The organism is Pseudomonas fragariae (ex Marin et al. 2024) (assembly GCF_059621105.1).
This window is the reverse complement of record NZ_CM184369.1, coordinates 5,170,714-5,186,022: the sequence shown is the minus strand read 5'-3', so window position 1 is coordinate 5,186,022 and position 15,309 is coordinate 5,170,714. Positions and strand designations below refer to the sequence as shown.

The 15,309-nt window shown below is 58.9% G+C and carries 16 protein-coding genes; 10 read left to right on the top strand and 6 right to left on the bottom strand.

All coding sequences use genetic code 11. The features are described from left to right. Positions 1-45: 45 nt before the first annotated feature. The 4 genes from AC54XV_RS22445 to AC54XV_RS22430 form a co-directional block, all read right to left on the bottom strand. On the bottom strand, positions 46-543 hold the full coding sequence (locus AC54XV_RS22445) for a GreA/GreB family elongation factor (protein WP_277249151.1): 498 nt from the start codon (positions 541-543) through the stop codon (positions 46-48). 74 nt (positions 544-617) lie between these two features. Beyond that, positions 618-971 (bottom strand): lipoprotein, encoded by a 354-nt coding sequence (locus AC54XV_RS22440; protein ID WP_024652392.1) that lies wholly within the window; start codon positions 969-971, stop codon positions 618-620. 133 nt (positions 972-1,104) lie between these two features. Further along, positions 1,105-2,958 (bottom strand): Lnb N-terminal periplasmic domain-containing protein, encoded by a 1,854-nt coding sequence (locus AC54XV_RS22435; RefSeq protein ID WP_003399991.1) that lies wholly within the window; start codon positions 2,956-2,958, stop codon positions 1,105-1,107. A 62-nt stretch (positions 2,959-3,020) separates the two neighbouring features. After that, complete coding sequence (locus tag AC54XV_RS22430; RefSeq protein ID WP_002555221.1) at positions 3,021-3,509, bottom strand: DUF3015 domain-containing protein; 489 nt, start codon at positions 3,507-3,509, stop codon at positions 3,021-3,023. A gap of 276 nt (positions 3,510-3,785) precedes the next feature. On the opposite strand from AC54XV_RS22430, the gene AC54XV_RS22425 reads away from it, so the two are divergent. From AC54XV_RS22425 to bamJ, 5 genes are all read left to right on the top strand, one after another. Beyond that, positions 3,786-6,221, top strand: a complete 2,436-nt coding sequence (locus AC54XV_RS22425) for a Lon protease family protein (RefSeq protein WP_011268923.1) — start codon at positions 3,786-3,788, stop codon at positions 6,219-6,221. Positions 6,222-6,389: 168 nt separating this feature from the next. After that, positions 6,390-6,719 carry a PA4575 family protein gene (locus AC54XV_RS22420; protein ID WP_032607618.1) on the top strand — a complete coding sequence of 110 codons (330 nt, stop codon included), beginning with the start codon at positions 6,390-6,392 and terminating at the stop codon, positions 6,717-6,719. A gap of 120 nt (positions 6,720-6,839) precedes the next feature. Continuing rightward, positions 6,840-7,328 carry a TIGR00645 family protein gene (locus AC54XV_RS22415; RefSeq protein WP_103377879.1) on the top strand — a complete coding sequence of 163 codons (489 nt, stop codon included), beginning with the start codon at positions 6,840-6,842 and terminating at the stop codon, positions 7,326-7,328. A gap of 108 nt (positions 7,329-7,436) precedes the next feature. Further along, entirely contained in the window at positions 7,437-7,745 is a 309-nt protein-coding gene (locus AC54XV_RS22410) for a DUF6482 family protein (RefSeq protein ID WP_003400001.1), read from the top strand. Positions 7,746-7,899: 154 nt separating this feature from the next. Then, a complete protein-coding gene (bamJ, locus tag AC54XV_RS22405) occupies positions 7,900-8,517 on the top strand; it encodes a BamJ family beta-barrel-assembly machinery protein (RefSeq protein ID WP_003419060.1) in 618 nt (205 codons plus the stop codon). 79 nt (positions 8,518-8,596) lie between these two features. Here bamJ and AC54XV_RS22400 read toward each other — a convergent pair whose 3' ends face one another. Together AC54XV_RS22400 and AC54XV_RS22395 are read right to left on the bottom strand one after the other, a co-directional pair. Further along, positions 8,597-8,839 carry a PA4570 family protein gene (locus tag AC54XV_RS22400; protein WP_002555214.1) on the bottom strand — a complete coding sequence of 81 codons (243 nt, stop codon included), beginning with the start codon at positions 8,837-8,839 and terminating at the stop codon, positions 8,597-8,599. Positions 8,840-9,264: 425 nt separating this feature from the next. Further along, positions 9,265-10,848 (bottom strand): peptide chain release factor 3, encoded by a 1,584-nt coding sequence (locus tag AC54XV_RS22395; RefSeq protein WP_003396266.1) that lies wholly within the window; start codon positions 10,846-10,848, stop codon positions 9,265-9,267. A gap of 344 nt (positions 10,849-11,192) precedes the next feature. On the opposite strand from AC54XV_RS22395, the gene AC54XV_RS22390 reads away from it, so the two are divergent. The 5 genes from AC54XV_RS22390 (at position 11,193) to AC54XV_RS22370 (ending at position 15,069) form a co-directional block, all read left to right on the top strand. Further along, the gene (locus tag AC54XV_RS22390; protein WP_003400006.1) at positions 11,193-11,906 is read left to right on the top strand and encodes an ABC transporter permease; all 714 of its coding nucleotides are present in this window, start codon (positions 11,193-11,195) and stop codon (positions 11,904-11,906) included. A 14-nt stretch (positions 11,907-11,920) separates the two neighbouring features. After that, positions 11,921-12,814: a glycine betaine ABC transporter substrate-binding protein gene (locus tag AC54XV_RS22385; protein WP_011268920.1), complete on the top strand. Its 894-nt coding sequence runs from the start codon at positions 11,921-11,923 to the stop codon at positions 12,812-12,814. A 13-nt stretch (positions 12,815-12,827) separates the two neighbouring features. Further along, a complete protein-coding gene (locus AC54XV_RS22380) occupies positions 12,828-13,481 on the top strand; it encodes an ABC transporter permease (protein WP_003400010.1) in 654 nt (217 codons plus the stop codon). Beyond that, complete coding sequence (locus AC54XV_RS22375) at positions 13,478-14,644, top strand: osmoprotectant ABC transporter ATP-binding protein OsmV (RefSeq protein WP_011268919.1); 1,167 nt, start codon at positions 13,478-13,480, stop codon at positions 14,642-14,644. The genes AC54XV_RS22380 and AC54XV_RS22375 overlap by 4 nt, the downstream gene beginning before the upstream one ends. A 200-nt stretch (positions 14,645-14,844) precedes the next feature. Then, positions 14,845-15,069, top strand: coding sequence for an EF-hand domain-containing protein (locus AC54XV_RS22370; RefSeq protein ID WP_054092375.1), 225 nt, complete (start codon positions 14,845-14,847; stop codon positions 15,067-15,069). Positions 15,070-15,309: the final 240 nt, after the last annotated feature.

Sequence of the window (15,309 nt, the reverse complement as noted above, 5' to 3'; positions counted from 1 at the left end):
GCGCCGCTCCTTGCAAGGAGCGGCGCTGCCGTTGGCTGGCCTGGCTCACGCGTCAGGTTCGATCAGCAGCACTTCAATCGACTGATCGCCTGCCGGGCGCTGCCACAACACTTCATCGCCTTTCTGTGCGCCGATCAGGGCGCGGCCCAGTGGCGATCCCCAATTGATCAGCCCGTTGGCTGCATCGGCCTGATCCTCTCCGACCAGATGCACGCGCTGGCGGTTATCCTCTTCATCCGCGAACGTCACCCAACTGCCGATCTGCACTTTTTCGGTCGACACTGCCGGTGCAACGACCTGCGCGCTTTGCAGGCGCTGGTTGAAGTAGCGCAGGTCGCGTTCCAGGTCGGCCAGTCGTTGCTTGTCCGCCGCTTCGCCCAACGCAGTTTGCGTACTGTGCTGCGCCTGCAGGCTGCCGACGTGTTTCTTCAACAGGGTCAGGCCTTCGGCAGTGACGTAGTTGATCTGTGTGCTGACCAGCCGCTCTACCGGTTGTTCGGCCTCGGCGGCAGCGTTGTCTTCGTTTACGAATGCGCGGCTCATGAAAAGTCCTCCCTAATAGGCTTTGGGCCACAGCAGGACATCATTGGTTTCGTCGATTTTCCACGCTTTGCGGGTCAGTTCGGACGATAGGCCTTGGCGGCACTGCGGGTCTTTTCCTGCTCCCAGGCGCGATCACGCTCATTGAAGACCTGGCCAGGATCAAGCCGGTCGCGATTGTCCTGCGAGGTCTCGCACTGACGAAAGCCATCGGTCCAGCCCTGGGCGTAGAGCTTGTCTTTCAAGTAACGGGGTACGTTTTTGCGGAATTGGCCGGTCGTGGCGCCTGCTGCTTCCCTGCCGCTGCTGCAACCATCCTGATAGCCGTCTGCAAAGCCCGGCGGATAACCCTCGGCCAGCATCTGGTCACGGGTGGACTGACAACCCGCCAGCACGATGGCCAGCGACAACAACAGCCAATACCGCTTCATGGTGATTCCCTCTGCTTATGAGAGGAGTCTAGAAGGTAATTTGTGAGTTATTCGTAAAAGCGATGTAGGGAACGTGTAATGGCAGTGTGCTTTTATTTTCGCGACACACTGCCAGCCGTTTCCACCGACCCGATCAGTAGTGATACCACTTCACCTCAAGCATCACTTCATTCTGCGGCGAGCTCATCTGGCTGAATTCGCGCTGGGCGCTCAGGCGCAGGCCGAGGTTGCGGGACAGCTCCCATTGCTGATTGAGGCTGACGCTGCGGCGCACTTCGCCATTGGTGAAATAGTCGCCCTTGGCTTCCAGGCTCAGGTTGCCCAGCGGGTTGCGCCACAGCAGGCCAGTGTTAAAGCCCGCAGCGGGTGAGATGAATTCGGCGAAATCGTTGTTGTGCTCGACCCGCACCGTGCCCAGTGCAAAGCCGAGCATGTCGTCGGTCAGTTTCCAGGTGCCGCCGCCACCACCGTTGACATGGCTGACGAGGTTCTCGTCGCCATGCTTGCCGAGAACCCGCTCCAGGCCGCCGGTAACTTGCCATGACCAGGGTTTCAGCAGCTCGGTACGCGGAGTCAGCGAGCGAATGGTCGCCAGGTCCAGTTGCTGCACCTGCCAGTCGTTGCCTTCATATTGGCGCACCTTGAGCTGAAGGATCTCGATCTGCGCACCCAGCGGGAAGCCATAGGCGTTGTCGTTCAGGTCGTGGTAGGCCATGCGCAGGCCATATTCGGCAAACGCCTTGTCACCGCGGGTGCCCGCTCCCAGCTGCCAGGTACGTGATTCATGGCCTTCTTCCGGCAGGCCGGGGCGCGGGATGTCCAGTTGTGGCGGCGGGTTCTGATTGATCGCCTGCAACAGCTCGAAGCTGCGTTGCGAGCGCTGCGTGTCGCGCTCAAGACCGTTGGCGCGGTAGCGTTCCAGACGGTAGGCGGCGTCCTGAATCAACGCGCGGCGTTCTTTGGGCTGCGCGAGGTACTCGCTGTTGTGCAGCTGTTTCTGATCGGCGCTGACCTTCAATACCCACTGTTGCTCGTCTGCATCGAGCGGTTCGGCGCGGCTCAGCAACTCGCGTTCGCGTGACGGGCGATAATCTATCTTCTCCACCAGCCCGGCGGCCTTGATCGCCTTGACCGTATCGGTCGGGATCGCGGTCAGGCCGAACTGATCGGTAAGCTTCAGGCCCGGGCGGGCGACCTGCAGCAATTCCAGCAGCCGGTAGGAGCAGTTTTCGTCGAAGAAGAAATAACTGAAGCGGATCTGTTTCAGCTCCCAGACGTGCTCGACCATGCGCCCGGTTTCTTCCGCAGTCAGGTTCAGCCGGTATTCCCACAGGTCGCGGTTTTCCAGGCTGCGGTATTCCGACAGTTTTTCCTGATACGGCACCAGCGCAAACAACCCCGGGTAGCCGCCTGCCAGACCTTTCCACGCGTACAGAATGCTGTTGTCCATGCCTTCGATGTAGGCACCGAAGTTGATCGCATAGCTCAAGAGTGTGGTGTTGTTGGTTTTCGCGCTGGCCGGGTCGATGCGCAGCAACGTATGGCCAAACATCGACGAGGGACTGTTGAGGTAGGCGGCCGGGAAAATCAGCACCGTGCTGTCCGGCGCCACATCCTTGTACCAGGCTTTGAATTCCTTGCAGTCCGGGGTTGGCAGGTCAGTCAGGTGCAACTGGTCGCGCAGCCAGCGGGTACGTGCCGGGTATACGCACTGGGCGTGGGTCTGCTCGTTGGTCACGGGGGCGTAAATCGCCTCCAGCGTGGCGCTCAGCTCTGCCTTCGGGTCATGCGCACCGTCGGCGGCGAGAAAGAATTTGGGGTCTGTGACGTAGCTGCGCCAGCCACCGAGCTTGCCGGCCTCGTAGTGACCCAGGGAAATCCAGAACGGCTCATTGGCCAGTTGCTGCAAACGGTCAGCGCTGGCATGAGGTGCCGCAGATAAAGGGGCACAGACGAACAGCGCCAGCGATACAAGACGTTTGAGCATAGAGGGCAACTAATCAGAAAAGGGGATCCCGCCCTTTGCGAAGAAAGGGCGGGCGAGCGACTTTAAGCCTGGGTAGCGTACTTGGCCAGAGTCGGATCGTTTTTCAGAACATTCACAGTGTTGGTGTGGACGTCTTCGGCAGTGGCGTCGGCCTTGCTGAAGATTTGCGAGAAGTGCTCGTGGGTGACGGCGGCGAAGTGCTCGCGGTCTTCTGGTGCAACGCCCAGTACCACAGCGTAGGTCGTCAGTGCTTCGCCCTGACCCATGGCCATGTCCTTGGAGAGTTCATCCATCATGCCGTTCATGGCAAGCCAGGATTTACCGCCATAGGTCAGTGCGCCGTTGGTGGAGCAGCCGTTGGTGCCGGAGGTCATGCCGAAGGTGGCGTTACCCGAAGTACCGTTGGTGGTCGAAGCCAGGAAGTGAGCTGGAGTACCGCGTTGACCTTCAAACAGCATGTTGCCCCAACCGCAGTCAGGGCCGCCTGGTGCTTGAGCCATAGCGTTGATCGATACAGCGGCGAAGAGCGTTCCAAGAAGAATCCGTTTCATAGCTTTTTCTCTTTTTAGTTCAGCCAAGGGTCGAGTTTCTTGAGTCGTTACATCAAGACAGATGGCCAGCCAGCAACCACCTGTTCAGTTTGGAGTTTAGGCACGTTCCAAGGGTTCCGTGAGTGATTACAGATTATTACCTGAAAACGGCTTTTTTCAGGACGCCGCTCCTGGCGGCAGACACGCAAATGCTTTTCGACTCTTTCCTGCCTTGCAAGTCGTGTACAGCGAGCGCCAGAATGCCGACATCTGCCCCGCCTGATGTAAGGATTACTGATGCCCGATTCTGTCGCAGCCAACCTACGCCTCGCGCCCAACGCGCTGACCCGTCCGTTTTCCGCTGAGCAGTTCAGCTTTGCGACCACCCACGAGCTCGAACCCTTTCGCGGTGTCCTTGGCCAGGAGAGAGCCGTAGAGGCCCTGCAGTTCGGCGTTGCCATGCCGCGCCCCGGTTACAACGTGTTTGTCATGGGCGAGCCCGGCACCGGGCGCTTTTCGTTCGTCAAACGCTACCTCAAGGCCGAAGGCAAGCGGATGCAGACGCCGTCGGACTGGGTCTACGTCAACAACTTCGACGAGCCCCGCGAACCCAAGGCGCTGGAGCTGCCACCAGGTACTGCTCATGAGTTCACCGCCGACATCGGCGGTCTGATCGACAACCTGCTGGTGACCTTCCCGGCGGTTTTCGAGCACCCCTCGTACCAGCAGAAGAAAAGCTCGATCGACCGTGCGTTCAATCAGCGCTACGACCGTGCTCTTGATGTCATCGAGCGCCTGTCGCTGGAGAAAGACATCGCGCTGTATCGCGACAGCTCCAACATCGCGTTCACGCCGATGGCCGACGGCAAGGCGCTGGACGAGGCCGAGTTTTCGCAGCTGCCCGAAGCGGATCGCGAGCGTTTTCACGAAGATATCTCCGCGCTCGAGGAGCGTCTCAACGAAGAGCTGGCCAGCCTGCCGCAGTGGAAGCGCGAGTCCAACAATCAGCTGCGTCAGTTGAATGAAGAAACCATCACCCTGACCCTGCAACCCTTGCTGGCACCGCTCTCGGAAAAGTACGCCGAGAACGCTGCGGTCTGCGCCTACCTGCAGGCCATGCAGGTGTACCTGCTCAAGACGCTGGTCGAGCAGTTGGTCGATGATGCCAAGACCGATGCCCAGGCGCGCAAGCTGCTGGAAGAGCAGTACAGCCCGAGTCTGGTGGTCGGGAATACCCGTGATGGCGGTGCGCCGGTGGTTTTCGAACAACACCCGACCTATGACAACCTGTTCGGGCGCATCGAATACAGCACCGATCAGGGCGCGCTGTACACCACCTACCGGCAACTGCGCCCTGGCGCGCTGCATCGCGCCAACGGCGGTTTCCTGATCCTGGAAGCCGAGAAGATGCTCGGCGAGCCGTTCGTCTGGGATGCGCTCAAGCGTACCCTGCAATCGCGCAAGCTGAAGATGGAGTCGCCGCTGGGCGAGCTCGGCCGTGTTGCCACCGTGAGCCTGACGCCGCAAGTGATTCCGTGGAACGTCAAAATCATCATCATCGGTTCGCGTTCGCTGTACTACACCCTGCAAGACCTCGATCCTGACTTCCAGGAGATGTTCCGGGTGCTGGTCGACTTCGATGAAGAGATTCCGATGGTCGATGAAACGCTCGAGCAGTTCGCTCAGTTGCTCAAGACCCGGACCTCGGAGGAGGGCATGGCACCTCTGACCGCTGACGCAGTGGCACGACTGGCGACTTACAGCGCCCGCTTGGCCGAGCATCAGGGGCGTTTGTCGGCGCGTATCGGCGACCTGTTCCAGTTGGTCAGCGAGGCCGATTTCATCCGTCAGCTGGCCAACGACGACAAGACCGACGCCGGGCATATCGAGCGTGCGCTCAAGGCCAAGGCCACCCGTACCGGGCGAGTTTCGGCGCGGATTCTCGATGACATGATGGCTGGCGTGATCCTGATCGACACTGACGGCGCGGCAGTCGGCAAGTGCAACGGCCTGACGGTGCTGGAGGTTGGTGACTCGGCCTTCGGCGTGCCCGCGCGGATTTCCGCCACGGTTTACCCGGGCGGCAGCGGGATCGTCGACATCGAGCGCGAGGTCAACCTTGGCCAGCCGATCCACTCCAAGGGCGTGATGATCCTCACCGGCTACCTCGGCAGCCGTTATGCCCAGGAATTCCCGCTGGCGATTTCCGCGAGTATCGCCCTTGAGCAGTCCTACGGTTACGTAGATGGCGACAGTGCGTCGCTGGGCGAGGTCTGCACGCTGATCTCGGCGCTGTCACGCACGCCACTCAAGCAGTGCTTCGCGATTACCGGCTCGATCAACCAGTTTGGCGAAGTTCAGGCGGTGGGCGGGGTCAATGAAAAGATCGAGGGCTTCTTCCGCCTCTGCGAAGCACGTGGGCTGACCGGTGAGCAGGGTGCGATCATTCCGCACGCCAACGTCACCACGCTGATGCTGGATGAGCGTGTGGTACAGGCTGTTCGTGCCGGGCAATTCCACATCTACGCAGTACGTCAGGCCGATGAGGCGCTGAGCCTGCTGGTGGGCGAACCTGCCGGTGCGCCCGACGAGCATGGCGAATTCCCTGAGGGCAGCGTCAATGCGCGTGTCGTGGAGCGTCTGCGCGATATCGCAGAGATGCTCAGCGACGAAGACCTCAAGGAAGAGCTGGAAAAGGAGCCTGCGCAGTTGCAGCCTGAACTCAAGGTCTGAATGCGCAGGAACCGGGCGGTGCCAAACCGTCCGGTGCTCCGTTCATCAGAGATGGTTTCTCGCCGGGTGGTTTTCTTCTAGTCTTGAGGTGATCGCAGTGGCCAAAGAGATTGGCGTGCATTCTGCTTCATGGGACGGATGAATACTGTTGCTGAACAGGAGCGCATCATGCCGCGTAGCCTTTGCCTTACCCGAGAATGCATGGGGCTGATGACCCGCATCGAGTGTGTCATCCGGCCTCTTCCTCATGACAACGGACAGTGGATGGTGTTCTTCGCCGCCGGTATGGCCGAAGAACAGCCTTCCGCAATCAAGTCCCAGGGGCCTTTCAAAGGCTTGCCCGCAGCGCAAACGGTGCTCACCAGCGTTATTGAAAGCCTGTCGTTGCATGGTTATCAATGTGCCGATGACGTGCCTATCTGGACGCTGCACATACAGGCTGAATTGCGCCGTATCGATAGCGACAGGACTGTCTGTCAGAGTTCGTCGCTGTTCTAGCCTTCAACCCGTTTCCTCAAGTGCGCTAACTGCCGCTGTGCGATATTTTGTCGCACGCTCAGAGCGGCGCATTACCGCTGATATACTCGCCCGCTCTTTTAAAACACCTTGCGAGTATCAATGGAACGTTTTTTTGAAAATGCCATGTACGCATCGCGCTGGCTGCTGGCGCCGATCTATTTCGGCCTCTCCCTTGGTCTGTTGGCGTTGTGTCTGAAGTTTTTCCAGGAAATCTTTCACGTCATTCCCAACATCTTCTCGCTGGCCGAAGCTGACCTGATTCTGGTGTTGTTGTCGCTGATCGACATGGCGCTGGTCGGTGGCTTGCTGGTGATGGTGATGATCTCCGGCTACGAGAACTTCGTGTCGCAACTGGACATCGACGATGACAAGGAAAAGCTCAACTGGCTGGGCACCATGGATTCGTCTTCATTGAAGATGAAAGTCGCAGCATCGATTGTCGCGATTTCTTCCATCCACCTGTTGCGGGTGTTCATGGACGCCACCAACATCAAGCCCGAATACCTGATGTGGTACGTGATTATCCACATGACGTTCGTGATATCGGCGTTTGCGATGGGCTATCTGGACAAGGTCACCAAGCACTGAAACAACATGGAATGACAGGGGCGGGCGTTATCGTTTCTGGCATGTCGGCGCTGTGTGTTGTAAAACGTCCGTTCCGATGCATCAGGCATTTGCGCAGGAGGTTCGATCATGAATTATCAGGAATTTACCGACCACGCCCAGGCCGGGCGGGTCGATGAGCTGAACCTGATCTCCATCGAAGGCGGCATCTATCTGCTGGATGTGCGCATGAATGGCACTTCGGTGATGCTCAAGGACCCGGCGGGCAAGACCCTGCATCTTCGCTCGGTAGAGCATGCCCGGGAGCTGCTCAAGGACATACCGGTGGTGCCTTTTTACCTGGTCCATTGCGTTGTCCATGATGAGCTGTGCGGCATGCCGGTCAATGACCGTTCCGAAATGCGCCTGCCGATCTCGTTTCATTCTTCATGGTCCTGATCGTCAGAAGTTAGCCACCGCTGCTGTAGGACGTTTCCGGTCTGTTGTGCTAGGCTGCTCGGCCTTTTGTCCGGGGTGTATCAGCGAGTGTCGAAGTGATGGCCATCAGGCCTCAACCGCTCACTGACTGTATGCCCCCATGCGGAGCAGTGTCATGTCCGAAGTCAATCTGTCCACCGACGAAACCCGCGTCAGCTACGGCATTGGCCGTCAGTTGGGCGATCAGTTGCGCGACAACCCGCCACCGGGCGTCGATCTGGAAGCCATCGTGGCAGGCCTGCGCGATGCGTTTGGCGGTCAGCCAAGCCGTGTCGGTCAGGAAGAAATGTCCGCCAGCTTCAAGGTCATCCGCGAAATCATGCAGGCTGAAGCAGCCGCCAAGGCTGAGCAGGCTGCGGGCGCCGGCAAGGCCTACCTGGCTGAAAACGCCAAGCGCGAAGGCGTGACCACGCTGGCTTCGGGTCTGCAATTCGAAGTCGTGACCGCTGGTACTGGCGCCAAGCCAACCCGTGAAGACCAGGTACGCGTTCACTACCACGGCACGTTGATCGACGGTAACGTCTTCGACAGCTCCTACGATCGTGGCGAGCCGGCCGAATTTCCGGTCAGCGGCGTGATTGCCGGCTGGACCGAGGCGCTGCAACTGATGAACGCCGGCAGCAAATGGCGTCTGCACGTGCCGAGCGAACTGGCTTACGGCGCTCAGGGCGTAGGCAGCATCGCACCGCACAGCGTGCTGGTGTTTGACGTGGAACTGCTGGACGTTCTGTAAGCGACGCGGTCGATGCAGATGGTCGCTGAGCGAATCGCGCCGATTCGTTCAGCGACGCAGTTGTGCTGATGCTTCATGCTCAGTGCAACTCACCCATGGGGCGCAACGCCCGCGCGTAGCAGAACAGAAACAGGTTTCTCACCAGCTCCTTGAGCACCAATGGCTCGCTGGAACTCAAGCTGCACACATCCAGATCGCCCTGATCGCGTAACTCCTCCAGCGCTTCCTCTTCCAGTACGGCACACACTTCCCCTGTCTCGCGATGGAGAATTCTCAGGTAAGGGTGGGGTCTGTCCAGCCATGCATCGATCAAATAGGTCATGTCTCATCTCCTGTGCAAGTAAGATGAGAATAATTCTTATCGGGATAATAGCAAGGCTCTATTGAGATTAATTCTCATTTTGCGCTGAATGGTTGATCCAGATCAGCGAATGCCAGCCAGAAGAGGATACGGAGCGTACTTTCGGACACGCCCACCGTTCCTTACGGTCCAGCGTGGGAATGCCGTGGGTGACGCCCCGCGTCACAGATCTGCGCCGCGCCGCAAGTTCGGGGCAGGACGCAGAGCGTCCAGAACTGCATGCCGACGCGGAGCGTCGACACGATAGGTGTTCTCTCGGACGCTTATCATTCCTCACTCTCGACGCGGAGCATCGGCACGATAGTTACAGACCTATCGTTCCTCACGCTCCAGCGTGGGAATGCCGTTCGTGACGCTCCGCGTCACCCAGCGACGCCATCGGCCGGTCAGTGGTGCTCGCGGGTGGCGCGGAATTTCACGTCGGGCCAGCGTTCTTCCATCAGGGCCAGGTTCACGCGGGTAGGGGCGAGGTAGGTCAGGTGACCGCCGCCGTCCACTGCCAGGTTTTCCACCGCCTTGTTTTCAAACTCTTCGAGCTTCTTCTTGTCGTCGCAGTCGATCCAGCGGGCTGACCACACAGTGATCGGCTCGTAGGCGCATTCGACCTTGTATTCTTCCTTGAGGCGGCTGGCGACCACATCGAACTGCAGCACACCGACGGCGCCGAGGATGATGTCGTTGCTACGCTGCGGGAAGAACACCTGTGTGGCGCCTTCTTCGGCCAGCTGTTGCAGACCCTGACGCAGTTGCTTGGATTTGAGCGGGTCCTTCAGGCGGACGCGACGAAACAGTTCCGGGGCGAAGTGCGGAATACCGGTGAAGCCCAGCGCTTCGCCTTCGGTAAAGGTATCGCCGATCTGGATGGTGCCGTGGTTGTGCAAGCCGATGATGTCGCCGGCGTAGGCTTCTTCCAGCTGCTCGCGTTCCGACGAGAAGAACGTCAGCGCGTCGCCGATCCGTACGTCCTTGCCCAGGCGCACATGGCGCATCTTCATGCCCTTGTCGTAACGGCCCGAGCAGATACGCATGAAGGCGATGCGGTCGCGGTGCTTGGGGTCCATGTTCGCCTGGATCTTGAACACGAAACCGCTGAATTTCTCTTCCGCCGGCTCGACGGTGCGCTCGTTGGCCACACGTGCCAGCGGCTTGGGCGCCCAGTTCACCACGGCATCGAGTACATGATCGACACCAAAGTTGCCCAGCGCGGTGCCGAAGAACACCGGGGTCAGCTGACCGTCGATGAATTCCTGCTGGTTGAATTCGTGGCAGGCACCCTGTACCAGCTCCAGTTGCTCGACGAAGCGCTCGTATTCATCGCCCAGGTGGGCGCGGGCTTCGTCCGAATCGAGCTTCTCGATGATTTTGGTTTCGGTGCGCTCGTGGCCGTGGCCTGCGGTGTAGACAATGATGTAGTCGTCGGCCAGGTGATAGACACCCTTGAAGTCCCGGTAGCAACCGATCGGCCAGGTGATCGGCGCCGCCTTGATCTTGAGGACCGCTTCGATTTCATCGAGCAGCTCGATCGGGTCGCGGATATCGCGGTCGAGCTTGTTGATGAAGCTGACGATAGGCGTGTCGCGCAGACGGCAGACATCCATTAGCGCGATGGTGCGTGGCTCGACGCCTTTACCGCCGTCGAGGACCATCAATGCCGAATCGACCGCCGTCAGGGTGCGGTAGGTGTCTTCGGAGAAGTCTTCGTGGCCCGGAGTGTCGAGCAGGTTGATCATGTGGTCGCGATACGGAAACTGCATCACGGACGTGGTAATGGAGATACCACGCTGTTTCTCCATTTCCATCCAGTCGGAGGTGGCGTGACGGTCGGATTTACGCGACTTGACCGTACCGGCGACGGAAATGGCCTTGCCCATCAGCAGGAGTTTTTCCGTGATGGTGGTTTTGCCCGCATCCGGGTGGGAAATAATGGCGAAAGTGCGGCGTTTCGCGACTTCGGCGGCCTGTTGGGTCATAGGAAATCGCCTGGGATGGGATTGAAAAAGGGCGCAGATTATAGCTCAACTCGCGGCAATAACCGAACCGTTCAGACAATAAACGATGGCCAGATAATGTCTCGTGTGGGAACCTTTCAGGTCGTGGAGACGTCCACTCCCCCGTCAAGGCTCGCAACGAAGCCAACGCAAGGGGCTGATTCATCAGCATGTTGGTTTGACGAAGCTGCGCTTATGGCTTGTGTTTTCGCCGAGGTTAAACCCTTACCGGCGACCCACCCGCTGCTCTTCGCGAACGTTATTGCCGGCGTCCTTTCCGGACGTCCAGGTCAACGCGTTCGCCGACTGAAATAAGGAGTCCGCCTGTGGCAAATCGCTATGGCAAGGGGCTATTGGGAGGTGCGGTTACGATCGCACTCCTGGCCCTGCTGATCCACTGGATCGGCATCAGTACTATCAAGCAATACCAGGATGACCTGCTGTTCTACCTTCAGGCTCACCTGATTCTGGTTCTGGTTTCGATGTTGGCGGCCCTGGTGGTCGGCATCCCTGCAGGCATTGCCCTCAGCCGACCAAGCATGGTTGGCCGCGCCGAACGCTTCATGCAGATATTCAACATTGGCAACACCGTTCCTCCTCTCGCCGTTCTGGCCATTGCCCTCGGGATTCTCGGGATCGGCAGCGGGCCGGCGATCTTCGCGCTGTTCCTCGCCTCTCTGTTGCCTATCGTGCGTAACACCTACGAGGGCCTGAAAAACGTCCAGGGTTCACTCAAGGAAGCTGCCGTCGGTATCGGCATGACCCCGCGCCAGGTGCTGTGGCGTGTCGAGTTGCCCAATGCCGTACCGATCATTATCGGCGGTGTGCGTGTCGCGCTGGCGATCAATGTCGGGACCGCGCCGCTGGCGTTTCTCATCGGTGCCAACAGCCTTGGCAGCCTGATTTTCCCGGGCATTGCCTTGAACAACCAGCCGCAACTGGTGCTGGGTGCGGCGTGTACCGCTCTGCTGGCGCTGCTGCTCGATGGTCTGGTGACACTGGCCAGTCGTCTTTGGCTGGAACGCGGACTGGCTCGCTGAGCGAAGGAATCCTCATGAAAAGAATATGCTTGTTTTTAGGCTTTGCCTTGCTGTTTCCGGCATTGGCCCAGGCTGCGGAAAAGCCGCTGTTACGTGTCGGCGCACGGGTGTTCACCGAGCAGACCATGCTTGCCGAACTGACTGCGCAATACCTGCGGACCAAGAACTACGACGTGCAGATTACCGGCGGTCTTGGCAGCAACCTGGCGCGCAGCGCTCAGGAAAGCGGTCAGCTGGATCTGCTGTGGGAATACACCGGTGTGTCGCTGGTGGCCTACAACCATATCGATGAAAAACTCGACAGCGCCCAGACCTATGCGCGGGTGAAAGAAGTGGATGCGAAGAAAGGCCTGGTCTGGCTTTCTCCGTCGAAGTTCAACAACACCTACGCGCTGGCACTGCCGCAAAAAGTGGCTGACAAGTACCCGCAGGTCAACACCATGACCGACCTGACCAAAGTGCTCAAGGACGAAGCCAAAGAGGGTCATGTCGTAGCGCTGGACACCGAGTTTGCCAACCGTTCCGACGGGCTGATCGGCATGGTCAAGCACTACGACATGAATCTCGGTCGTGAAAACACCCGGCAGATGGACGCCGGGCTGGTCTACACCGCGTTGCGCAACGGTCAGGTTTTTGCCGGTCTGGTGTACACCACCGACGGTCGTCTGAATGCTTTCAAACTGAAAGTGCTGGAAGACGACAAGCACTACTTCCCGGACTACACCGCGGCGCCGGTGATCCGTCAGGAATATCTGGATAAGCATCCGGACATCGCCACGCTGCTCAAGCCGCTGGCTGACCTGCTGGACAACCAGACCATGATCGACCTCAACGCTCGCGTCGACGTCGGCCATGAAAGCCCATCCGTTGTTGCCGCAGATTTTCTGCGCCAGCATCCATTGAACTAAGGAAGGAGACGATATGAGTTTCTTGAGCGCCTTCTCCCATCTGGACTGGGCACAAGTCCTGCAGCTGACCTGGCAGCACATCACGCTGGTCGGCATCGCCGTGACCCTGGCGATTGTCGTCGGTGTGCCGCTGGGCGTGTTGATGACGCGTTTTCCAGCGCTGGCGGGCCCGTTGCAGGCCAGCGCCACGGTGCTGCTGACCGTGCCGTCGATTGCTCTGTTCGGCCTGCTGCTGCCGTTCTATTCCAAATTCGGCCAGGGCCTTGGCCCGATGCCGGCGATTACGGCGGTGTTCCTCTACTCGCTACTGCCGATCATGCGTAACACCTATCTGGCGCTGACCGGGGTAGAACCGGGTATTCGCGAAGCCGCCAAAGGCATCGGCATGACCTTCGGCCAGCGTCTGCGCATGGTCGAACTGCCCATCGCCGTGCCCGTGATCCTCGCCGGTGTGCGCACTGCCGTGGTGATGAATATCGGTGTCATGACCATCGCCGCGACCATCGGCGCCGGTGGCCTGGGTGTACTCATTCTCGCTTCAATCAGCCGCAGCGATATGTCGATGCTGATCGTCGGCGCGGTCCTGGTCAGCATTCTGGCCATCATCGCCGACCTGCTCCTGCAATGGCTGCAACGCACGCTGACTCCAAAAGGATTACTGAAATGATCGAACTCCAGAACCTCTCCAAGACTTTCCAGAGCAACGGCAAAGAAGTGAAGGCTGTCGATTCGGTCAGCCTCACGGTCAACGAAGGCGAAATCTGCGTCTTCCTCGGCCCGTCGGGCTGCGGCAAGAGCACCACGCTGAAAATGATCAACCGCCTGATCATGCCGACCTCCGGCAAAGTGCTGATCAATGGCGAAGACACCACGGGCCTGGACGAAGTGACCCTGCGTCGCAACATCGGCTACGTGATTCAGCAGATCGGTCTGTTCCCGAACATGACCATCGAAGAAAACATCGTGGTCGTGCCCAAGCTGCTCGGCTGGGACAAGCAGCGTTGCCATGATCGTGCTCGCGAGCTGATGAGCATGATCAAGCTGGAGCCCAAGCAGTACCTGCATCGCTACCCGCGTGAACTGTCCGGTGGTCAGCAGCAGCGCATCGGCGTGATCCGTGCGCTGGCCGCCGACGCGCCGTTGCTGTTGATGGATGAACCGTTCGGCGCGGTCGACCCGATCAACCGCGAGATGATCCAGAACGAGTTCTTCGAGATGCAGCGCGCGCTGAACAAGACCGTGATCATGGTCAGCCACGACATCGACGAAGCCATCAAGCTGGGCGACAAGATCGCGATTTTCCGTGGCGGTAAACTGCTGCAGATCGATCATCCGGACACCCTGCTCGCGCATCCGGCTGACGACTTCGTCAGCAGCTTCGTCGGTCAGGACAGCACCCTCAAGCGCCTGCTGCTGGTCAAGGCCGAAGACGCCGCCGACAACGCGCCGTCGGTCAGCCCGGAAACTCCGGTTGCCGACGCACTGGAAGTGATGGACGAAAACGACCGTCGCTACATCGTTGTCACCGATAGCGAGAACAAGGCGATGGGCTATGTGCGTCGTCGTGACCTGCATCGCCAGCAGGGCACGTGCGCGCAGTTCCTGCGTGAATTCAACGCCACTGCCGCTTACGACGAGCACTTGCGTATCCTGCTGTCGCGCATGTACGAGTTCAACCGCGCCTGGCTGCCGGTGCTGGACGCCGAGAACGTGTTCCTGGGTGAAGTGACGCAAGAGTCCATTGCGGCGTATCTGAGCTCGGGCCGTTCGCGTGGCATGAAGACCAGTATCGTCTCGCCAGCGGAGGCGGCGGCAGACGCGCAGGCTTGATGTAAAAAAGCATAGCCCGGTGCTGCAAAGGCCTGGGCTAAGCTGATCAGATAGCGTTTGCCCTTTCACACCTCACAATGTAAGTCAACTCTCAGATCTGTCAGTAGCGTTGCGAGGGTCGCGAGTCTAACGTGGCTTCACGCAGCACCGTTTACTTTCGTGGCTTTACGTGCTGTTTTATTCAAGTGAGGGAGTGAGTGATGGCCACGCTTACGGATAAGCAGTTGGCGCGAGTGCGCGAAGACTTCTACCGCTACGATACGAATGGCGATAAAAAAGTAACCGTCGCAGAGTTTCGTTTAACGATGGAAAAGTATCTGACTCCGGAAGATTTTGACGTCTTGCTTGCCAAGATAAATTCGGATGGCAATGACGAAATAAGCTGGGAAGAGTTCCTGAAGGATTATGAGAACGACCTGGGTTAGTGTGGCAGCGTCATCGATGCAGAATGACGACGTTCGATAGGCTGTTTTACGTCTGGACGTTATACTTTAAGCCCTGCCCGAGTTGAGTCAGGGCTTTTTTCGTCGATCTTTTTTGTGGGTGATGAGGTCAGAGGGGACATGCGGTCTTTTCGAAGTCGGGCCGTTCGCGCGACATGAAGACCCGTATTGTTTCGCCTGCGGAGCAAGTGGCTTTCTGATTTGCCGTGTTGCCGCCAGTCG

What these genes read in the sequence shown, in the direction of transcription:
- AC54XV_RS22445 (WP_277249151.1), bottom strand. Translation starts at nt 543, where the DNA reads ATGAGCCGCGCATTCGTAAACGAAGACAACGCTGCCGCCGAGGCCGAA.
- AC54XV_RS22440 (WP_024652392.1), bottom strand. Translation starts at nt 971, where the DNA reads ATGAAGCGGTATTGGCTGTTGTTGTCGCTGGCCATCGTGCTGGCGGGT.
- AC54XV_RS22435 (WP_003399991.1), bottom strand. Translation starts at nt 2,958, where the DNA reads ATGCTCAAACGTCTTGTATCGCTGGCGCTGTTCGTCTGTGCCCCTTTA.
- AC54XV_RS22430 (WP_002555221.1), bottom strand. Translation starts at nt 3,509, where the DNA reads ATGAAACGGATTCTTCTTGGAACGCTCTTCGCCGCTGTATCGATCAAC.
- AC54XV_RS22425 (WP_011268923.1), top strand. Translation starts at nt 3,786, where the DNA reads ATGCCCGATTCTGTCGCAGCCAACCTACGCCTCGCGCCCAACGCGCTG.
- AC54XV_RS22420 (WP_032607618.1), top strand. Translation starts at nt 6,390, where the DNA reads ATGCCGCGTAGCCTTTGCCTTACCCGAGAATGCATGGGGCTGATGACC.
- AC54XV_RS22415 (WP_103377879.1), top strand. Translation starts at nt 6,840, where the DNA reads ATGGAACGTTTTTTTGAAAATGCCATGTACGCATCGCGCTGGCTGCTG.
- AC54XV_RS22410 (WP_003400001.1), top strand. Translation starts at nt 7,437, where the DNA reads ATGAATTATCAGGAATTTACCGACCACGCCCAGGCCGGGCGGGTCGAT.
- bamJ (WP_003419060.1), top strand. Translation starts at nt 7,900, where the DNA reads ATGTCCGAAGTCAATCTGTCCACCGACGAAACCCGCGTCAGCTACGGC.
- AC54XV_RS22400 (WP_002555214.1), bottom strand. Translation starts at nt 8,839, where the DNA reads ATGACCTATTTGATCGATGCATGGCTGGACAGACCCCACCCTTACCTG.
- AC54XV_RS22395 (WP_003396266.1), bottom strand. Translation starts at nt 10,848, where the DNA reads ATGACCCAACAGGCCGCCGAAGTCGCGAAACGCCGCACTTTCGCCATT.
- AC54XV_RS22385 (WP_011268920.1), top strand. Translation starts at nt 11,921, where the DNA reads ATGAAAAGAATATGCTTGTTTTTAGGCTTTGCCTTGCTGTTTCCGGCA.
- AC54XV_RS22380 (WP_003400010.1), top strand. Translation starts at nt 12,828, where the DNA reads ATGAGTTTCTTGAGCGCCTTCTCCCATCTGGACTGGGCACAAGTCCTG.
- AC54XV_RS22375 (WP_011268919.1), top strand. Translation starts at nt 13,478, where the DNA reads ATGATCGAACTCCAGAACCTCTCCAAGACTTTCCAGAGCAACGGCAAA.
- AC54XV_RS22370 (WP_054092375.1), top strand. Translation starts at nt 14,845, where the DNA reads ATGGCCACGCTTACGGATAAGCAGTTGGCGCGAGTGCGCGAAGACTTC.